The following is an 18889-nucleotide window of genomic DNA, read 5'->3' as shown; positions in this document are numbered from 1 at the left end:
AACACCTTTTCAATATCCTACTTATTTTGTAAAATAAGGATGGCGATAATTGTTCGCTTTCAGTGAAAAAAATAAGCGCTTTTATTGTTGAATAATACCCAACCTAATGATATTATTAACGTGCTATGTTCGTCTAATTTGTCGACATATGGAGGAGTCTTTCATGAAGAAAAGCAGTAACGGAAATATATTCGCCCGGATATGGAATTGGATTAAAAACACCGCCTGGATTCAGCCACTATTAATCGTTGGCATCATCTTTGGTATCATCTTTTCAATTCCATCGATTACTTCGGCTATCAAGAACGCAAAAGAAAAAAATGATAGCGCGGAAACTTTTTATGCCCGGTATCAAGTGACATTGGAGGGAAAAGAAAATTCTGCCGCCCAAAAACTTATCAATGATATCGCGGAAGAAAAACTTGACGGTCAAAAGTTTTTCTTGATATTTGTTTCTTCCGATTGTTCGGCTTGTGAAGAAGCCAAGGATGGATTCGCGGAATTAAAGAATTACACAACGAGTGAACTCGGTGGTAATAAATTTGCCCTTAAGACAATTTTCACCGATGAAGAAACCGATGATCAAGATGAATTAAGCACAACTCCATTCTTGAATTTTCTCACTAGTGATGACACCAATGAATTTATGAATTCAACTGTTGATTGGGTTCAACAAAATTCAATTTACTACAGCAAGCATATGCTGGGAAAATCTTCCTTTGCCGATGCCGACTCCGTTCTGGATTCAATTAGCAACGGCTACGAGGAAAGCAGTTCCTTCCAAACCCCGACCATCTTCTTGGTTGATTTCTCGCAGGAAGCGATCGATGCTGGTAAACAGGGTGTTAAGGAAGCTTTCGTCGGTGTCCCCGGCTCCGATAAGTACGAGAAGGCTGAATTCCTTGCGGAATGCTGGAATACAACTGGTGATTTTGCCAAGTAAGCGACAATAGTCATAATTAGGATCGAGCATTCGATCCTTTTTTTATATTCTTTTTAATCGAATGATTTAATTGTATACTAATGGTAATAGAGGTACTGAAGATGAAATATACTCCTTGGGCCCAATTTAGTTCACTCGTCGCGGGTACAACGCAAAGAGTTGAAGGATATTCGCAAGCCCCTTTTGATTCGTTTAATATGGCCCTCCAAGTCGGAGACGATGTAACGGCAGTAAAAAAGAATCGCGATGATTTTATTAAAGATTTAGGCATCAAATCCAATCAAATGATTTTTACTCATCAATCACATAGCACAGTGATGAGAAAGGTCAGTCGCGAAGATGGTGGCCGAGGATGGACAAGTTTTGAAAATGGAATTGAAGCCGATGCCTTATATACCTTTGATACCGATTTATATCTTGCCATCTATCATGCTGACTGTGTCCCCGTCTTCTTCTACGCCCCATCGCGCGGTTTGATTGGCATTATTCATGCTGGTCGACAAGGCACCTTAAAGCAAGTCACGGCCTTGACCATCGCCAAATTGATGGACGAGGAAGGACTTACTCCTGATGAATTATTCTTTCACTTGGGGCCATCAATTAGCTTCTCCCATGAAATTATTTCCGAAGAAGAAGCCAAACGGATTGCCGCGATGAGCAGCCAATTCCGTCAGGGAGTAAAAGCCACCGGCGGGGTTTACTTTTTGGATACAGCTCTCATTAACTTTCTTGAATTAAGAAGATTGAATGTGCCGGTGAATCACATATCTTCGTCCTTTGCTTGCACTTATGAAGACGGTGATTTGTATTTTTCTGCCAGAAGGGATCACCCGACTGGGCGAATGGTATCATTTATAGCAAGAAATAAATAAAGCGATCCGAAGATCGCTTTATTTCTTTTGTTCGCTCAATTTCTTTTTTAATGCTTCCGCCACCGCCGGCGGCACTAACGGTGAAATATCTGTGCCGTGCATAAACAGTTCTTTAATCGTCGATGAAGAAAGAAAGGTGAAGGCTGGGGCCGACATAAAGAAAACCATGTCAATTTTTGGATCGACAAAGCGATTGCCGGCGGCCATTTTAAATTCATATTCAAAGTCGGTCGCTGCCCGCAGTCCGCGCACCAAAGCAATCGCATCATGCTCACGGGCGTAGTTAATTGATAGCCCTTCGGTCATGTCAACGCTTACTCCGGGGAGCTCTTTTGTTGCTTCCTTAATCATCGCAAACCGTTCGCCAAGAGAAAAAAGGCTTTTTTTCGTCGGTGAAACCGCCACTAGAATAATAACTTCATCAAAAACGCTGAGCGCACGCCGAAGAATTTCCATATGACCATTCGTCATCGGATCAAATGAACCGGGATAAACCGCTACTCGTTTCATAATTTTCTCCTCAAAATATGAACCAAAGTTTCACCGTATTTATATTGCCGAGTGATGGCAAACTCCTTCGGCACGAAAAAATCCGAACTTTGATTTTCGATTACTATTATAGCATCTTGATTGAGTAATGTCGGCTTTAACAAATTTGCAAAGAGATCCGCATAATTCTCAAAGGCATATGGCGGATCGATAAAAACCAAATTAAAAGTGTCGTTGGTTACCTGCAAAAAATGATCATAGGAGTCAAAAAACACTTTACCTTCAACTCCTAAATTACTTATATTTTCCTGAATGACGGCGATTGCTTCCCGGCGGGTATCGACGAAAGAGGCTGCTTCTGCCCCCCGCGACAGTGCTTCTAGACCCATCGATCCGGAACCGGCGAACAAATCTAAAACGCGCCGATTAAGACAATTGTGTCCCAAAGCGGAAAAAACAGCTTCACGGATACGGTCTTTAGTCGGACGCGTTTGCGTATCAGAAATAAATTTTAATTGTCGATGGCGATAGATGCCCCCGATAATGCGCACTCTAATAGCCTCCGCAGCTCTTACTTCCACCAAAGGGGCTAAATAATTTCTTTTGTATCTCGTCGTAAAGGTCGTTTACTGGACGAAAAGCAGCATAGTACTCACGCACCAACGGATGCTCATCAAGTTGCTTCTTGGCCTCATATAATGCCTTTTGCGCGGTAACCACTTCTAAAGACTGCGTCGCATATAACTTTAAAAAATCATTAAAGCGATCCTGCGCTACTTGATAGACAAAACTCAAATGTTGAACCTCAACATTGTTTTCCATTTTATCTTCGATTTCATCAAGTTTTTTCACTAAAGGATGGTCCTTTAATGCTTGCTTTACACTGTAAGTTAATTCAATTAATTCATCTGTCATATTCATCACCCATGGTATTTTATCACTACACTACAAATTATACATCAATTTGTAAGCGGTTTATTAACACAAACAAAACTTTTATGCTATTATAACTACCGGAGTACAAGTATGTTAAAAATTATTGACGACACCCATCCGAGTTTGCGGGAAAAATCGGTTGCTGTTTCTTTGCCCATCAATGAAGAAAATCGAGCTCTTCTTTTAGAAATGCTTGAGCATTTGGCGATGTCCCAAGATGAGGTGTTGAGTGAAAAATATCATCTTCGTTCTGGAGTCGGTTTAGCCGCTCCTCAAGTGGGGGTTAATAAACGTTTAATTGCCATTTATTATCCGAAGGATGAGGAAAAGAAGCAATATGTCAAATATGGGCTTGTTAATCCGCGCATTGTGTCCAATAGCGTTCGTGAATGCTATCTATCTAATGGCGAAGGATGCCTCTCGGTTCCCCTTGATCATCCGGGCCACGTATATCGCTCATTCAAGATTACGGTTGAGGCCTTTGACATCGTGACCAACAAAGACATTGTAATTGTTGCCCGAGGATATGATGCTGTTGTCTTGCAGCATGAAATTGATCATCTTGACGGCATTCTTTATTACGATCGAATTGATGCTCGTAAAGGACAACTTGATGATCCCAAAGCGCTTGCAATTTAAAGCGAATGGCTTGAAAATTTGAATAATTCATTTATAATTTAGATAAATTAGATGTTAAAACGATAACAATCATTTTGGAGGAATATATTTTATGGCGGCTTTAATGCCTTCGCCGGTTTCGGTCTATGCCCTTGGTGGTTTAGGCGAGGTTGGCAAAAACACCTATGTCATTGAAAATGACAAGTCTTTAATTTTAATCGATGCCGGGGTGCGCTTCCCTGAGGAAGATTTGCCGGGAGTTGACTATGTTATCCCGGATTATTCTTACCTAAGGAATAATCGTGGGAAGATTAAGGCGCTCTTCATTACCCATGGCCACGAGGATCATATCGGTGGCATTCCATTTTTAATTCAAAACGTCTTTATTCCGGTGATTTACGCACCCAAATTAGCCGCGGCTTTAATCCGCCATAAGCTAAAGGATATGCGGATAAAGGAACCGGTTAAAATCGTCGAATACGAAGAAAACGATGAGTATTACGTCGATGATTTTCATGTTTCCTTCTTTCATGTAACCCATTCAATTCCTGATTCATTTGGAATTTGTATTGACACCCCCCACGGTCGAATTATGACTACGGGTGATTTTAAAATTGATTTAACTCCTATCGGACCTGATATCAATCTTGGACGAATTGCTCGCCTTGGAAACGAAGGCGTAGATCTATTTTTGAGTGATTCTACCAATGCTGAAGTTCCTGGTTATACCCCCAGCGAACGTGCCGTTATCAGTGCCATCAACGATATTTTCGCTAATGCGCCCGCGCGGCTCATCGTTTCAACCTTTTCAAGCAATATCTCACGGATTCAACAGATTGTTGAGGCCAGTGTGCGTTACAACAAAAAGGTTGTTATAGTCGGCCGGTCGATGAATAATGTCGTCAATACATCACGGGAACTCGGATATATTAAAATACCCGATGCCAACCTGGTCGATGTCGATGATATCAAAAAGTTAAAACCGGAAGAAACGGTTATTTTATGCACTGGGTCTCAGGGCGAACCGATGGCGGCGCTTTCGCGTATTGCTAACGGCGATCACAAGACGATTAAAATTATTCCTGGCGATACGGTTGTTTTCTCTTCTTCGCCGATTCCCGGAAATGGTCAGTCCATCGATAAGGTGGTTAATCAGTTAACCCGCGAAGGAGCGACGGTCCTTACAAAGTCGATTCTTTATAATATCCATAGTTCCGGCCATCCATCCCAGCAGGAATTGAAGATTATGTTAAAATTAGTGCGCCCCCGCTTCTTTATGCCGATTCACGGCGAGTATCGAATGCTAAAAATTCACGCGGAGATCGCCCAAGAACTGGGAATGGCGGAAGATCATACCTTCGTCTGTGGAAATGGCGATAGCCTCGTGCTCGATAACCATGCGGTCAAACGGGGAATTACCTTACCCGCGGACGATATTTACATTGACGGAAATGATATTAACGGCTTGAGTAACGCCGTTATCCATGACCGGAAGATTCTTAGCGAAGATGGAATGGTATCCGTTCTTCTTGTCTTAGATTCGAAAAACAACAAATTACTGGCACCCGCTAAAATATACACGCGCGGATTTATTAAATGGGGCTTCTCCCACATTATTCCGCATGCGGAAAAAAGGACCAACGAGGCACTTGAAACGCTGTTTGCTTCCGGACATGTAACTTTTGGCGAGATTAAGAATGTGGTTCGTTCCACGGTCAAACGCTATTTATTTACCAAGACCGGACGGTCACCGATGATTATTCCCGTCATTATGAACAAAGTGGAGGGCAAATGATTATTCTCGCTTCGCAGTCTCCTCGGCGCAAGGAATTGCTCCAAGAGATTATTCCTTCCTTTGCCGTTATTCCTGCCGATATCGACGAGGACGGCGTTCCGGTGGATAATCCCGAACTGCTTCCGGAGAAGTTGAGTCTTCTCAAGGCCGAAAAAGTCTTTTCCTCCCACCCTGCCGATACCATTATCGCCTGCGACACCATTGTTTTAATTGACGGACGCATCATGGGTAAACCGCATGACGGGAAGCAAGCCTACGAAATGCTCCGCTGCCTAAGTGGTCGCACTCACAAAGTAATCTCGGGTTATACTATTCTTAAAACCGACAAGCGAATATCCAAAAGCGTCACTACGTTGGTGACGTTTAATAAACTTGATGACGAGTTGATTCATCAGTATGTGGCTACCGGATCCCCGATGGATAAGGCCGGAGCTTATGGTATTCAAGATAAGGATTTTCCTCTAGTCGAAAAGATTGAAGGAAGCTTCTATAATGTGATGGGACTGCCGGTTGAAAGTCTAAAAAAAGAATGGCGCAATATGTAATAAAAAATTTCCTCAGTGCGAGGAAATTTTTATTTTATACTGCTCTAGAGTTTTAATGATTGCTTTTTTATCTGCATCCGCGATAAGCAGTGTCAGCCGGTCACTCATCTGAACGAAAGGTCCAAATCCTAATTGATCGAGAACCGAACGTTCCAATTTTGCTTGATCGATCAAATAAATATTCATGCGAGAACGCACAAAACTGATCTCTTTGACGTTGTCCGGACCGCCTAGAGCTTCAATCAATCGACTGCCTGAGGCCAAAGAAGGAGTCGACTTGGCCGGTCGTAAGAAAAAATATATTAAGAGAATTATCACCAGTAGAGCCGCAACGCCTAAAGCAATGTATAGCCCATACCGGTATAGAAAGTCATTTATTTCGTTTGCCATAATATCTTCCTCTTAATCCTTAATAAATGTTTTACGGAGAACTTCAAAATAGGAGTGGTTGTTTTGATGATAAATATTGACCTTCTTTGAAGATAATTTTACGGTTAATTTTTCCACCGGACTCATAAGAGTCGCACTCATATGATCAATGCCGACAATCGCATCGGGAAAATTACCGGTGAATGATATCTCCGTATTTTTCGGTAAAATCAAAGAGGAGCCCAAGGAACGAAAGGCATTGTTTTGAATGGTAGCAATCTCGGTCAATTGAACCATTTCCATTTCGGTACTGACAAGCGCCCCACCAAGTGAGCGATTATAGCCAGAAGATCCGAGTGAACTAGTTACAATAAGTCCGTTGCCCCGAAAACGTTCCAGCAATTTACCATCGATATGCACATCGGCGATAAGTGTATGGAACGGATCTTCAAGTCGAATTTCATTTACGCCATAAAATGATTTAACTTTGCTCCCGTAATTTACCTTTGCTTCCAAAAGATGGTAGGCATGGGCCGTAATATTTTTATCCTCAATATTTTTAATTAAAAGATCGATATCCTCTTCTTCATAATCGCAAAAGAAACCCAATGTACCCGCATGAATGCCCACAAACGAAATATGATCAATTTGATCAATGTAATGGTTTACCGCGCGCAAAAAAGTTCCATCTCCGCCGACAAAAACAACAATATCCGGGTGTTTTTCATTAAGCGTATGATTCCGTAACAAAAGTGCTTTTTCTAGTTTAGTGGCGATTCGACAACTATTATCATCATCGCGACAAAAGATTTGAAATTGCATAGGCCCACCTCTTACCAAAATGGTAATTTTATTGTATCATTATTTTGTTGCATTAAAAACTACTAAGGAGCGCGAAATCATGTCCACTAATATTGAAATTGAAGTTAAGGTATTGCTTAGCAAAGATCAATTTGATCAAGTAAAGAAAATAATGAGCGCCGATAAGCATGAGGTTAAGGTTCAAACCAATCACTATGTTGATACCTCAACCTATCAATTAAAAAAGTATGGCATGGCCTTAAGGGTAAGAGAGACAAGTGAATATGTTTTGACCTTAAAGACACCGCTAGCCGAGGGCCTACTCGAAAAAAATCAATCGATAACTAAAAGCGAGTTTACTGCTCTGGCCGGTAAAAAAATCTTTCCGGAAGGATCAATTAAGGATTTCCTTATTAGTTTAGGAATAAATGTTGAAGATCTTTCGATCATCACTTCTTTAACTACCGAACGGGTTTCCCTTGATTATCAAGACTGCCTTTTTTCAATGGACGCTAATTCCTACTGCAATACGACCGATTACGAATTAGAAATGGAAGGTTCCTCTATCAGTAATGCCGAGGATCAGTTGCGCGACATCTGCGATAAATGTAAAGTTCCATTTATCCTTAACACCCGTTCCAAACAGGCACGGGCGATGGCGGCAGCCAAAAGCTTAAACAATAAATAATTAAAATAAAAAGGCCCTGTTTGATTACAGGTGCCTTTTTTTGTTGCTTAATTGCAGTTTTGAGCGTGCTCACAATCACCGAATTTATCGCATTCTTCAGCCGAGCAGTATCTTTCCGCCAGTCGTCTTGCCCGCGGAATAAAAATGCGAATTTCCTCGTCATTGTAGCCGACCTGAATCCGTCGATCGTCAACCATAATCGGCCGCTTTAATATTGATGGATTCTTTTGAATAAAGTCAATCAACTCACTAACCGTCATCGCTTCGAGGTCAATATTATTCTCTTTAATAATCTTCGACCGGGTAGAAATAATGTCATCAAAGCCATTTTCCGACTTAAATAAGATATCTTTCAATTCCTTTTCATCGAGAATTGTTGCGAATATATTATGTTCCTCGTAGGGAATCTTCTGTTCGTCAAACCACTTCTTAACCTTGCGGCAAGAGGAGCAACTTGGCGATGTATATATTTTAATCATTTAGCATCATCCTCTCTGCGTTTATTTTATCTTATTTAGTTGTTTGACACAATAAACAATCACGGAATATTTGCCCGCAAACGCTTTCTTTTTCTACCCCGGTTTATTCTTTCCATAGATATATAGATTTTTTCGATTTATATCTTATAAATCGATAGGAAACAGACCTTGGGGATGACAGGAAGACCGGATTTTGGGAATAAAATTGCTTTTAAGCGGATGAAGCCTTATAATTTCTTCATGACTGGAGGCTATATTTATGCGTGTCTTATCAGGAATTAAACCAACCGGAAAATTAACTCTGGGAAATTATATTGGAGCTCTAAAAAATTTTCCTAGTTTTCAAAATGAGGGTGAAACTTTTATATTTATTGCCGATCTTCATGCTTTAACAATGCCAATTGATCCCGAATTTTTAAGAGAAAACAGCAAAATCATCGCTTCCTTTTATCTTGCGGCCGGGTTGGACCCCAAAAAATGCACTATCTTTCGTCAGAGTCGCGTCAGTGAACATAGTGAATTAGCCATTATTTTACAGAATTATCTCTATATGGGCGAATTATCACGGATGACTCAATTTAAAGAAAAATCACAAAATATGAATCAGAATGCCATTGGTCTTGGACTATTTGCCTACCCGGTTTTGATGGCGGCCGACATTCTTCTTTACGATTCTGATGTCGTCCCCGTCGGAGAAGATCAAACTCAACATGTGGAATTGGCCCGGGATTTAGTTAAACGTTTTAATAATCATTACGGTGATATTTTGAAAATGCCCGAAGCAAAAATCGGCAAAGTTGGAAAGCGTATTATGTCCTTGTCCGATCCGAGTAAAAAAATGAGTAAGTCCGATCCAAAAGGAGATATTTTTTTGCTCGATGACATGAAGACCATTCGCAAGAAGATTATGAGCGCGGTTACTGACTCAGGGAGCGAAGTATTTTTTGATATTGAAAACAAGCCCGGAATCGCTAATTTGCTAACCATCTACGCTGCGATAAAAAATATCACGATTAAAGAGGCGGAAGCCACATTTGTCGGCTATCGCTATGGTGATTTTAAAAAAGCCATCGCCGATGCCGTTGTTGAGGAAATAGAACCTTTTCAAAACCGCTTTTATGCTTTCTATAACGACTCGCAGACGGAAAAAATTCTTGAAGAAGGTGAAGCTAAAGCATCCGCTATCGCTCGGGTTGTCCTCCAGCGGGTACAGAAGGCGGTCGGTCTGCGCTAATGATTAAAAAACATACGCTTATCGCGCTTGACATGGATGGCACGCTTTTAAACGATGACAAGACGATTTCATTAAACACCATTAATTATTTGAAGGATTTGGATCAAAAAGGCTATCTGATTGTTTTAGCCAGTGGTCGCCCCCTTCGCGCCTTAGCCCACTACCAAGATCAACTTGACTTATCTTCTCCCCTTGTCTGTTATAACGGAGCTTTGATAACTTCACGTCACGACCGCGATTTTCCAACCTTTAAAAGTAGTTTTAAACAAGATATTATTAAGAACATTATCAGTGATATCGGACTTGATAATCTTGATAATGTCATGGTTGAAACTCCAGATGACATATGGTTATTGCGGGAAGACGATGACTTAAATGCCTTTTTTTGGCATGATAACGTTAAAATTGTTTATGGAGACGTCAGAGAAAATATCAATGAAGATCCGATGACGCTAATTTTGAAGTCGAAAGTAAAAAATTCAGTTATCGACGGCATCATTACCTCTGCAATCGAAAAATATCCCCATTATAAGGTCCGTTTTTGGTATGGCAGTGACTATAGTGAAGCCTACCTCGATTATGTAACTAAACGTGATGCTCTAAAATATATAGCCGATTACTATCACATTCCTCATAACCGCACCATTGCTTTTGGTGATGCCGAGAATGATATTCAAATGTTAGCCTGGGCCAATATTGGTGTTGGTATGCTGAATGGCAACGAATATTGTAAAGCGCATGCGGATATGATTACGCTTGCGGATAACAATCACGATGGAATAATTAAAACTCTTCCTCTTATTCTAGATAAAATAAAATAAGGATGTCCGGTTTGGACATCCTTTTTCTTATATTTTCAACAGGCGAATCAACTCTTGATGCAGGCTGTCCGCCTTGCCTTTAATAGCGGCACTGCTTTTTCCTACCACTTCGTAATAAAACTTGCACTTGGGCTCGGTCCCGCTCGGACGAATAATAATCGTGCTCTGGTCATCCAAGACCATTTTATAGACGTCGGCTTTAGGAAGATAAATCGGTCGCCGATGACCTTTTTCAACCATTTCGCTAGCCAGGTAATCTTCCACCCGAACAATTTTTTTGCCGGCGATTTCCTTTAGAGGGCTTAGCCTTAACGAATCCATAAGATTAGTCATTTTTTTCGCTCCCGCTTCACCGGGGAACATTATTGAATAAACTTTATCCGCATGATAGCCGAATCGAGCTTGCATATCTTCATATACTTGTATCAAATTCTTACCCTGCTTCTTGTAGAATAAAGCCATTTCGCTATACATAACTAAGGCCTGCAAAGCATCCTTATCGCGAACAAAGGGCTTGACTAAGCAACCGTAACTTTCCTCGTAGCCAAACTCAAATTTAGGTCCCTTATTTTCGATAGCTTGCTCAATCGCGTCCCCGATATATTTAAAGCCGGTAAGAAACAATTGTGATTCAACTCCGTAATAGGCAGGGATGATTTCCGAATAGGAAGAGGTAACAATGGTCGAATAAACGATTCCATTAGAAGCTAAGATACCCTTCTTTTTCCGTTCGGATAAAATATAATCAAGAAGCATCGATCCCGATTCATTCCCGGTAAAAAGGCGATAATCGCCAGCGCTACTGCGCACTCCGAGTCCAACTCGATCCGCATCGGGATCAGTAATAAGAATAATATCAGCCTCTTTTTCACGGGCTAATTTAATTGCCTCTTCATAAGCCCGTACATCTTCGGGATTAGGCGAAGCGGTATTCTTAAAATCGGGATCGTGACTACACTGGCTAAGTACCGGATATACTTCGTATCCCAAGTCTTCAAAAATCTTCATGGCGTTTTCATAACTTGTTCCGTGTTGAGGCGAAAATACAATTTTAAAATCGCTCCGATTCAAATCTTTGTTTATTTGGATACTCTCCACTTCCCGACGATAGGCTAGGTCGATGTTTTCATCATAAACTATCGATTCACCAAACGGCGCCACCTCATCAATTTCAATCTCTAAAGGCGAAGGAAGATGCGCTATGATCTCCACCAAACGGTCGATTTTTTCCGGGACAAGCTGGCAGCCATTTTCATCATATACCTTATAACCATTATATTCTTTCGGATTATGCGAGGCGGTAATCATTATGCCCCCGACCGCATGCGAAAAGCGGACGGCAAAGGATAATTCTGGGGTTGGCCGCAAGCTATCAAAAATATAAGTTTTTATTCCATAGCGATTAAGCGTTCTGGCACTGTCGAGCGTAAATTCCCGCGAAAAGAAGCGATTGTCATGACTTAACGCCACGCCCCGTGATTTTGCATCGGGAAATTTTTCAAGTAGGTACAAAGCAAAGCCGATTGTTGCTTTACGAACCGTAAATAGATTCATACGGTTTATGCCTGGCCCTAATATTCCACGCATACCGGCGGTGCCAAATTCGAGTTCCCGATAAAAGGCGTCGGCCTTTTCTTCGGCGGTCATCTCCTTAAGTTCTTTTCTCTCATCATCGCTTATTTTCGATGATGCAAGCCACTTTTGATACAATGCTTCAATTTTTTCCATATTTTTTTCTCCTTATTCTTTGGCCAGCCTATCGATAATGGTTTTCTCTTCCTCCGGCCATGGACAAACAAACTTACGATTGGATAGATATTCAAGTGGGGGTGGCACGTTGGTAAAACTTAAACTACGAGCAAAAAGAAACTGATGCTTTAATCCGTAAAGTTGCGCATACTTTTTATTGATAGAAAAATCACCATACTTATTATCGCCAATTACCGGATGATCAATTGCCTGCATATGCACCCGAATTTGATGGGTTCGTCCGGTTAAAATGTTTACCCGCAAAAGGGATGAATCACCAAAGTGTCGCTCAGTGTGATAAATTGTTTTCGCCACTTGGCCATTCCTATAAGACACCTTAACGGTTTTTGCCTTTTCATCTTTAAGTAAAGGAAGATCTATCGTCCCCTCATCCTCCGTATGACCGGCAACCAAGGCATAGTACTCCTTAGAAATATCATCCTTATCTTTGAATAATTTTTCTAATATCTGAAGGGAGGGAAGGTCCTTGGCAAATATGATTAAGCCACTCGTGTTCCGGTCAAGGCGATGTGCCGGAGCCGGGGTAAATCCTACCATATCCGTACTATATTCACCTTTCTGGATCAAGTAAGATAAAACTTCATTTTGCAAGGTTACTTTTTTTTCATTCTCGTCGCCATGAACTAACAATCCACTTGGTTTATTTACAATCAGCACATGGCTATCTTCATATATAATCTGCCGATTAAAAGCAATCTTATCGACCGGCTTGGGTTTAGCAAATTCTTTTAGTTGAACGTCGGTAACATAAATTGAAAGCTGATCTCCGACTTTTACAATATAACCGGCATCCACCCAATGACCATTAATTTTTACATCTTTCTTACGAAAAAGTTTATAAATAAAACTTAACGGCGCTTCCGAAAGGTACTTGCGAACAAATTTATCAATTCTTTGATTTTGGGCCTCAGGGCCAATAATTAGTGACTTCATAATTAACACTTAATATAATAGCACAGAGGCCCTGTTTTCTCGATATCTACGAAAATATTTTTACGTAAAATTTTAATATAAAATTAATGACAAGTAGATAGTTGCTTGATATAATAAAACACGCTGGAGAAATACCCAAGTGGTTGAAGGGGCAGGCTTGGAAAGCTTGTAGACTTGTAACAGGGTGCGAGGGTTCGAATCCCTCTTTCTCCGCCATTGTTAAAAATTCGACATTCTGAGTCCATCAGGATGTCTTTTTTTATGCTTAATGCTGCTAACATTAATCGTTTTCCTGTTTTTCAATAATTCGACAATGTCTATTTTCCAACTAGCAAACACTCTCGTTCATTCGGTTGCTCTTATTTCGTGTTTACGTCCGCTCAAACAACGTTTATCTGACCTGTTGCCTTTAGAAGATTTATTGTTCGCTTGCTATTTTTTTCGAATGAGTCATTCATCGACAACTAGGAAGGAGTATTAATTAGACGAAAATGATAAGAAACAGTATTAGACAAATTCTATATTTTTTTATCACGATAAAATTAAGTAAAAATTTCATATGATATAAATAAGTTTTACTACAGCAAATACTCAAAATAACCAAAGTAAACATGATTGGTATGTTTATTTAAATAAACTTTCAGAAAAAAATTATAAAGTGCAATTATGTCTAATTTACTGAGAAGATTCTTTTACTCCTAATCGAAATATAAATTATTATCAAAATAGCGAAACCTTTTTGTTATTGTGATTATCTCTGATGAAGTGAATAAACACATTCGATTACGGTGGGGATGAGTATTAATCTGGCAATTGTTCAAATTTGAGTGTAAATCATATATATTATGGCGTAGAAAGCATAATTAATACTTTTTTGATAAGGACACAACAATAAATATAAAAATTCATTAAAAAGCAAATAATTTCAAACATATATATTGAGAATATTTTTTGGAAAAAAAGTATACTTGTTTATCAAGGCTCAAGACTTTAGTGTAAATAACAGTGCCGAAATCTCTTCCGGTAGTTATGCTCTGGCTGCAGGCGAAGAAAAAACGGTAACCTTATTTGTTGATCGGCAAGTGGATAAAATTGTCGTTTGGGTAAATGCAAGTAAATATGACGGAAGTGCCGGGGCTACTACTGAAGGCAGTATCCGTCTTACCAACCCGGTCTTTAGCTTTAAAACCGCGCCTGAAGTCGCTCCTGCCTGGTCAGGCAATAGTTTCTATCAGATAACCGATAACCAAAACGGAACTGTAAGCGTATCTTACGAGAATTTAGTTCATGACAATAACCACGCTTAGTTATAACATTCAAGCCTCTGTGTCTCATGACTTGGAAGCCGCTAATGGGATTGTAATTGATTTTAGTAACACCGGGTTAGAGGCCGTGCATATTCAAGTTGTGCTGCGGGATATGTCAGGCGAGTTTTCTTGGACACCATTTTGGATTGATGTAGACTGCACATATCATTATTCCAAAAAAGTCACAAAGCAAATAAGCAAAATAGTTCTCTTTATAACTTCCATAAATACTGTTCCCGACGGAACATATTCCGGAAGTTTTGTTATGACAAATCCCGTTTTTACTAATTTAGATTAGGACCAAACTATATAAAAGGTAATTTCAAAAAAGTTAAATACAAAATATTTGACTTTTTATTTGCTTAAATAATCCATAATGTTAATGGCAAAAACCACTGATTACATTACAAATAATAGAAAAGATATTTTATCCTGATGGCTTTTTTTAATCGAGAAACCACTATACTATCGATATTAATGAAAAATTAGTCATAAGACTTTAATAAATTAAATAATAGTCTTTGAAATCACGTTATAAGTAAGAATATGCATTCAATCATCTATCGCCGGCTTCATCAATAATTGGATTGGGGAAATAATTATTACGTCCATAGGTAAAAAGCCTTGTCAGAGCTTTAAATTTTTTTTCTTACAACTTTGTCATTTCTTACATTTATATGAATATTTTGTGCTGCCGTTATTAAAGAGCTTCAAATACTAATTCGTAATTACTCGCATATTCATATGAAAGAATTAAAAAAGCCGGCAATTCCCCGCCGGCTAAACACTTAAATTATAAAGTACAATTACTCCGAAACTTTTTCCGAAGTCTCGTCGACAGTCACTACCTCTTGATCATCTAAAGCAGCACTCAATCTCTGCGCCCTTCTAAGGCTCTTCTCAGTACTAATATCAACTTTCTTCGCATAGTATAAGGTAACGATAAGATAGATGGTCAGGCCAATAAGTAAGAGTATCAAGGCCCAAACGGCTAAATTGACATTCCATTTAAAGAAACCAGCCAGTGCCTCCTCAACCTTACTGATCCAATTTCCACTATCTAAATAGCGATTAATAAAACTAATAACTCCAAAAAATAGTCCTGCTAAAGCGAAGAAACCCGCAATTGAGTCCCAAACAATTTCTGCCTTTTTAATTTTTCTTATTTTCATAAAATTCGTCCTCATTATTCACGTTTGATATTAGCATAGAAAGTGCATATTTACAATAAAAAGTCCGCGTTTAACGGACTTAAATTGTCAATCATTTTCTCCGTTATGCCGCTGTCGCTGCAAAACCATATCCATCTTCACCCAGTGAAATCATGAAGACTGGATTAACCCGAGTTAAAAACTTAAGGTGAACATTGGGAAAAATATTTTTCAACTCATTTGCGATGGCCGGTGTAATCTTATTATCGCCGATGGATACAATAGTAATGAATAATTCCTTACCGGCCTGAGCGATGCTATTTATCGCTGCAACAAAGGTTTCTATTACCCCGCGTGTAGTTCTTACTTTGGCAATCAGATGAAGTTTGCCCTCAACCATTTTTACGACCGGTTTAATTCTAAGAACACTCGCTGCGATAGCGGCTAATCTGCTCAATCTTCCTGAACGATGCAGATTTTTTAGATCGATAACCGTGAATTCCAGGGCGGAGTTTTCACCCCGAACCTTTAATTCCTTGACAAAATCTTCAAATTCAATACCATCGGCAATCTCATTCCAAAAAGTATCGAGTAGAGTTGTCCATCCAACATTAGCTAAATTTCCTTCGTAAACAAAAATTGTGGTATCTCCGTGCTCAAAGAGTTCGATTGCCATCTCCGCTGATTGAGCCGTAGATGAAAGTCCACTGGAAATTGGCAGTACCGCGATTGACCGGTATCCTTTGGCATAAAGCCGTTCATAGGCCTCTGCAAATGCGGAAGGCGAAGGGGAACCAGTACGCATATTGGCTCCTTTTGCAAAATGGGCTTTAATTTCAGCTTCACTAATTTTACTTTCGCTATATGATTCGCCATCAATTATCACATTTAAATCAACAATTTCGACATCAAACTTTTCTTTAATTGATTCTTCCAAGACGGTTGTGGAATCAACAACAATACCAAATTTTTGCATAAGATACCTCCATAACTACGTCTTAAGTATAAGAACGTTGCTGAAACAGAACAATTGAATTGCGCAAAAAATTAACATAGCGTAAATAATTCTTTTGATAAAAAAAAAAATCCGGAAAAACCGGATTTTTTCATAAATGTCTTGTGTTTAATTAAGCGCAAAATCAACATAGAACAGTTGATCCGGCAGTAGGCCAAAAAACTTTGCAATTTTTACCGCCATAACATAGTCAAGACTCCGCCGTCCGTTTTCAATCATCGATAAGTAGGCCTTAGAAATATTAAGACTCTTCGCAAGTTCACCCAAAGTGATATGCCGTGATTTACGAACGCCACGAAGTCGGTTTAAAAACGCCTTCTTCATTACGATCACACTCCTTTGAATAATAAAGTACTAAGCTAAGCTACCGTCATTTCCACCGGAATTATCCGGGGTTTTTGTTGCTTTAGAAGCGGCGCTTAATGCCTCGGACATCAATATCCGAAATTGATCCCGCCAGGCAGTTTCAGCCGGCCCCAGCAACGCAACAACAGCCTGATTTGTTTCCTTAAATAAATCAGGGAATTTTTTCCCATCGGGTAGAGCCCGTTTTCCCTCCATTGATTCAACCAAGGCCATACATTGGTCAAATGCGGCGTTAAAATCCGCCTCAACAATCCGATTGTGCTTCTTTTCAAAGAGCACCAAGCCATATAACTTCCGCATATCTTCAACCACAAAGTTGCTTAGTGGAGAAGGCTTACCCTTCTGTTCGTTCATCAACTTGTTGAATTCATTAAAGCTAATAACAATATCACCGACAATATTCAAAATTGAATAAATACGGAAGAACTTCTCATCTAAATAAACTAGTTTATCCACTCGCTCATCGTAGAGATTTTCTTTTTTGGTATAGCCAATGTATCCCTGAAGTATATCAATCAAAGTCTGATAAATACCAACAATTTGCTCATAAACGGTCAAGTGTTGGTTGTCATCGACGCGAATACCTTCAGCTGCAACTTTAACAATCGTCGATTTATCCGAATAGATACTCTCTTGAAAATTGCGTAAATTTTCGAGAACCTTTCCTGATTTTTCCCCGTTTGCTTTCACAAATTGGGGAAGTGGCGCGCCTTCGGCTAAAAGAATATCGAGACCTTTTTTTCTCTCTTCGTAAGCCTTAACCTCATGCGCCCGATTACGTACGGTGTACTCGAGACTGTCGCGAACAATAAGTGCGACTTGATAGATTCCAAGAATGTAAGAATTGACATTATTCATAAATTAGTCTTTGCTCCTGTTTTTTAAAACTATGGTCGATAAGTCGGAAAATTGTTTCAGCGTGTGCTTAGCATATTTCTTAACCTTTTCCGATGCATGCTCCATGCAGTAACTGTTTTCGTAAAAGGTATTAAACATAGAAATATCATTACCCGAATCGCCTACTACAATTATATCATCTTGCGCAATATTTAGGTATCTACAATATTTTTTTAATCCCTCCGCTTTAGAAATGTTTTTTCCGGTAATCTCGATAAATCCATTAGACCAACTAGATTCAATCATCGGATAGGTGGCGCGAATATACTTATTGGCTTCCATCGCGCGTTTTTTCCCCTTGCCAGTAAGACCAAAATAAAGCATGAACTTATAAATCTGCCCGCTGTGCAGTTCTCGATTCCAGACTTTTTGGTCAAAAGCGTAATTTTCGCGATATATTCCCTGCAAGCGATAATAAATGTTATAGAACAAGCGTAGCGGTCCCGAAAGTGCCGCCGTCTCTAAGGCTAATGGAACATTCTTTGACATTAGCATATAGCCTCGCAGATGATATTTTGTCTGAATTTCATGAAAAATATCCGGAAAATTATTAGGTAAAAAAACTTCATCAACTATTTGATTATTGACATACATCACCGCCGAGTTACAACCGATAAAATCTACTTTTTGACCAATGACTTCAAAAACCTTTTCCGCGTAATGAAAGGAACGACCGCTGACTAAGACAATTCTTCCACCCTCACTAATAAATGATTTAATTAGATCGACATTTTTTCGGGGGATCATCTTTCGGCGACGGCGAGGATAGAACAATGTTCCGTCTAAATCGGTAGCGATAACTCTAATCATGGCCAAACTCCTCTATTTAAATAAGTATACATTAGTGTTGCTTTTTTAGC

Annotated in this window: 23 protein-coding genes and 1 tRNA gene; 11 read left to right on the top strand and 13 right to left on the bottom strand. The window is 39.6% G+C overall.

Translation table 11 applies throughout. From position 1 onward, the window contains the following. The first annotated feature begins 163 nt into the window (after window positions 1–163). A complete protein-coding gene (locus PKC96_03880) occupies window positions 164–943 on the top strand; it encodes a hypothetical protein (GenBank protein HMM00461.1) in 780 nt (259 codons plus the stop codon). 101 nt (window positions 944–1044) lie between these two features. Beyond that, on the top strand, window positions 1045–1815 hold the full coding sequence (gene pgeF / locus PKC96_03875) for a peptidoglycan editing factor PgeF (GenBank protein HMM00460.1): 771 nt from the start codon (window positions 1045–1047) through the stop codon (window positions 1813–1815). 18 nt (window positions 1816–1833) lie between these two features. Here the strand turns inward: pgeF and coaD are convergent, their stop codons facing one another. The 3 genes from coaD to PKC96_03860 are packed head-to-tail and all read right to left on the bottom strand — an operon-like array spanning window position 1834 to window position 3219. Beyond that, window positions 1834–2325: a pantetheine-phosphate adenylyltransferase gene (gene coaD / locus PKC96_03870; protein HMM00459.1), complete on the bottom strand. Its 492-nt coding sequence runs from the start codon at window positions 2323–2325 to the stop codon at window positions 1834–1836. After that, on the bottom strand, window positions 2322–2855 hold the full coding sequence (rsmD, locus tag PKC96_03865) for a 16S rRNA (guanine(966)-N(2))-methyltransferase RsmD (protein HMM00458.1): 534 nt from the start codon (window positions 2853–2855) through the stop codon (window positions 2322–2324). The genes coaD and rsmD overlap by 4 nt, the downstream gene beginning before the upstream one ends. Window position 2856: 1 nt before the next feature. Beyond that, window positions 2857–3219, bottom strand: a complete 363-nt coding sequence (locus tag PKC96_03860) for a YlbF family regulator (GenBank protein HMM00457.1) — start codon at window positions 3217–3219, stop codon at window positions 2857–2859. Between the two features lie 111 nt (window positions 3220–3330). On the opposite strand from PKC96_03860, the gene def reads away from it, so the two are divergent. The 3 genes from def to PKC96_03845 all read left to right on the top strand — a co-directional run bounded on the left by def (window position 3331) and on the right by PKC96_03845 (window position 6198). Then, entirely contained in the window at window positions 3331–3879 is a 549-nt protein-coding gene (gene def / locus PKC96_03855; GenBank protein ID HMM00456.1) for a peptide deformylase, read from the top strand. 91 nt (window positions 3880–3970) lie between these two features. Beyond that, window positions 3971–5653 carry a ribonuclease J gene (locus tag PKC96_03850; GenBank protein HMM00455.1) on the top strand — a complete coding sequence of 561 codons (1683 nt, stop codon included), beginning with the start codon at window positions 3971–3973 and terminating at the stop codon, window positions 5651–5653. Continuing rightward, window positions 5650–6198 (top strand): Maf family protein, encoded by a 549-nt coding sequence (locus PKC96_03845; GenBank protein HMM00454.1) that lies wholly within the window; start codon window positions 5650–5652, stop codon window positions 6196–6198. The genes PKC96_03850 and PKC96_03845 overlap by 4 nt, the downstream gene beginning before the upstream one ends. Before the next feature lie 12 nt (window positions 6199–6210). Here PKC96_03845 and PKC96_03840 read toward each other — a convergent pair whose 3' ends face one another. Both PKC96_03840 and PKC96_03835 read right to left on the bottom strand, forming a co-directional pair. Then, window positions 6211–6588: a hypothetical protein gene (locus tag PKC96_03840; GenBank protein HMM00453.1), complete on the bottom strand. Its 378-nt coding sequence runs from the start codon at window positions 6586–6588 to the stop codon at window positions 6211–6213. A 12-nt stretch (window positions 6589–6600) separates the two neighbouring features. Further along, window positions 6601–7389, bottom strand: a complete 789-nt coding sequence (locus PKC96_03835) for an NAD kinase (GenBank protein HMM00452.1) — start codon at window positions 7387–7389, stop codon at window positions 6601–6603. A gap of 79 nt (window positions 7390–7468) precedes the next feature. Between PKC96_03835 and PKC96_03830 the strand changes: the two genes are divergently transcribed. Then, window positions 7469–8056: a CYTH domain-containing protein gene (locus PKC96_03830; protein ID HMM00451.1), complete on the top strand. Its 588-nt coding sequence runs from the start codon at window positions 7469–7471 to the stop codon at window positions 8054–8056. Window positions 8057–8103: 47 nt separating this feature from the next. Here the strand turns inward: PKC96_03830 and PKC96_03825 are convergent, their stop codons facing one another. Further along, window positions 8104–8535, bottom strand: a complete 432-nt coding sequence (locus PKC96_03825) for a Spx/MgsR family RNA polymerase-binding regulatory protein (protein ID HMM00450.1) — start codon at window positions 8533–8535, stop codon at window positions 8104–8106. Window positions 8536–8794: 259 nt separating this feature from the next. Between PKC96_03825 and trpS the strand changes: the two genes are divergently transcribed. After that, on the top strand, window positions 8795–9769 hold the full coding sequence (trpS, locus tag PKC96_03820; GenBank protein HMM00449.1) for a tryptophan--tRNA ligase: 975 nt from the start codon (window positions 8795–8797) through the stop codon (window positions 9767–9769). Continuing rightward, a complete protein-coding gene (locus PKC96_03815; GenBank protein ID HMM00448.1) occupies window positions 9769–10590 on the top strand; it encodes a Cof-type HAD-IIB family hydrolase in 822 nt (273 codons plus the stop codon). The genes trpS and PKC96_03815 overlap by 1 nt, the downstream gene beginning before the upstream one ends. A 27-nt stretch (window positions 10591–10617) precedes the next feature. Here PKC96_03815 and PKC96_03810 read toward each other — a convergent pair whose 3' ends face one another. Then, window positions 10618–12318, bottom strand: coding sequence for a phospho-sugar mutase (locus PKC96_03810; protein ID HMM00447.1), 1701 nt, complete (start codon window positions 12316–12318; stop codon window positions 10618–10620). A 12-nt stretch (window positions 12319–12330) separates the two neighbouring features. Next, on the bottom strand, window positions 12331–13293 hold the full coding sequence (locus PKC96_03805; GenBank protein HMM00446.1) for an RluA family pseudouridine synthase: 963 nt from the start codon (window positions 13291–13293) through the stop codon (window positions 12331–12333). Between the two features lie 125 nt (window positions 13294–13418). Here PKC96_03805 and PKC96_03800 point away from each other — a divergent pair. The 3 genes from PKC96_03800 to PKC96_03790 all read left to right on the top strand — a co-directional run bounded on the left by PKC96_03800 (window position 13419) and on the right by PKC96_03790 (window position 14898). After that, window positions 13419–13509 (top strand) — tRNA-Ser (locus PKC96_03800). Between the two features lie 752 nt (window positions 13510–14261). Further along, window positions 14262–14600, top strand: coding sequence for a hypothetical protein (locus tag PKC96_03795; protein ID HMM00445.1), 339 nt, complete (start codon window positions 14262–14264; stop codon window positions 14598–14600). After that, on the top strand, window positions 14581–14898 hold the full coding sequence (locus tag PKC96_03790) for a hypothetical protein (GenBank protein ID HMM00444.1): 318 nt from the start codon (window positions 14581–14583) through the stop codon (window positions 14896–14898). Before PKC96_03795 ends, PKC96_03790 begins: the two co-directional genes overlap by 20 nt. A gap of 508 nt (window positions 14899–15406) precedes the next feature. Here the strand turns inward: PKC96_03790 and PKC96_03785 are convergent. The 5 genes from PKC96_03785 to PKC96_03765 form a co-directional block, all read right to left on the bottom strand. Then, a complete protein-coding gene (locus tag PKC96_03785; GenBank protein ID HMM00443.1) occupies window positions 15407–15772 on the bottom strand; it encodes a hypothetical protein in 366 nt (121 codons plus the stop codon). 103 nt (window positions 15773–15875) lie between these two features. Continuing rightward, window positions 15876–16727: a DegV family protein gene (locus tag PKC96_03780; protein ID HMM00442.1), complete on the bottom strand. Its 852-nt coding sequence runs from the start codon at window positions 16725–16727 to the stop codon at window positions 15876–15878. A gap of 147 nt (window positions 16728–16874) precedes the next feature. Continuing rightward, complete coding sequence (locus PKC96_03775; protein HMM00441.1) at window positions 16875–17090, bottom strand: helix-turn-helix transcriptional regulator; 216 nt, start codon at window positions 17088–17090, stop codon at window positions 16875–16877. A gap of 30 nt (window positions 17091–17120) precedes the next feature. Then, a complete protein-coding gene (locus tag PKC96_03770) occupies window positions 17121–17990 on the bottom strand; it encodes a hypothetical protein (GenBank protein HMM00440.1) in 870 nt (289 codons plus the stop codon). Window positions 17991–17993: 3 nt separating this feature from the next. Next, window positions 17994–18839, bottom strand: coding sequence for an HAD family hydrolase (locus tag PKC96_03765; protein HMM00439.1), 846 nt, complete (start codon window positions 18837–18839; stop codon window positions 17994–17996). Window positions 18840–18889 lie beyond the last annotated feature (50 nt).

This window comes from Bacilli bacterium, assembly GCA_035326105.1.
GTDB lineage: Bacteria > Bacillota_I > Bacilli_A > RFN20 > CAG-826 > UBA7706.
The sequence above is the reverse complement of the archived record's forward strand: the minus strand, read 5'-3'. Positions and strand labels throughout refer to the sequence as shown.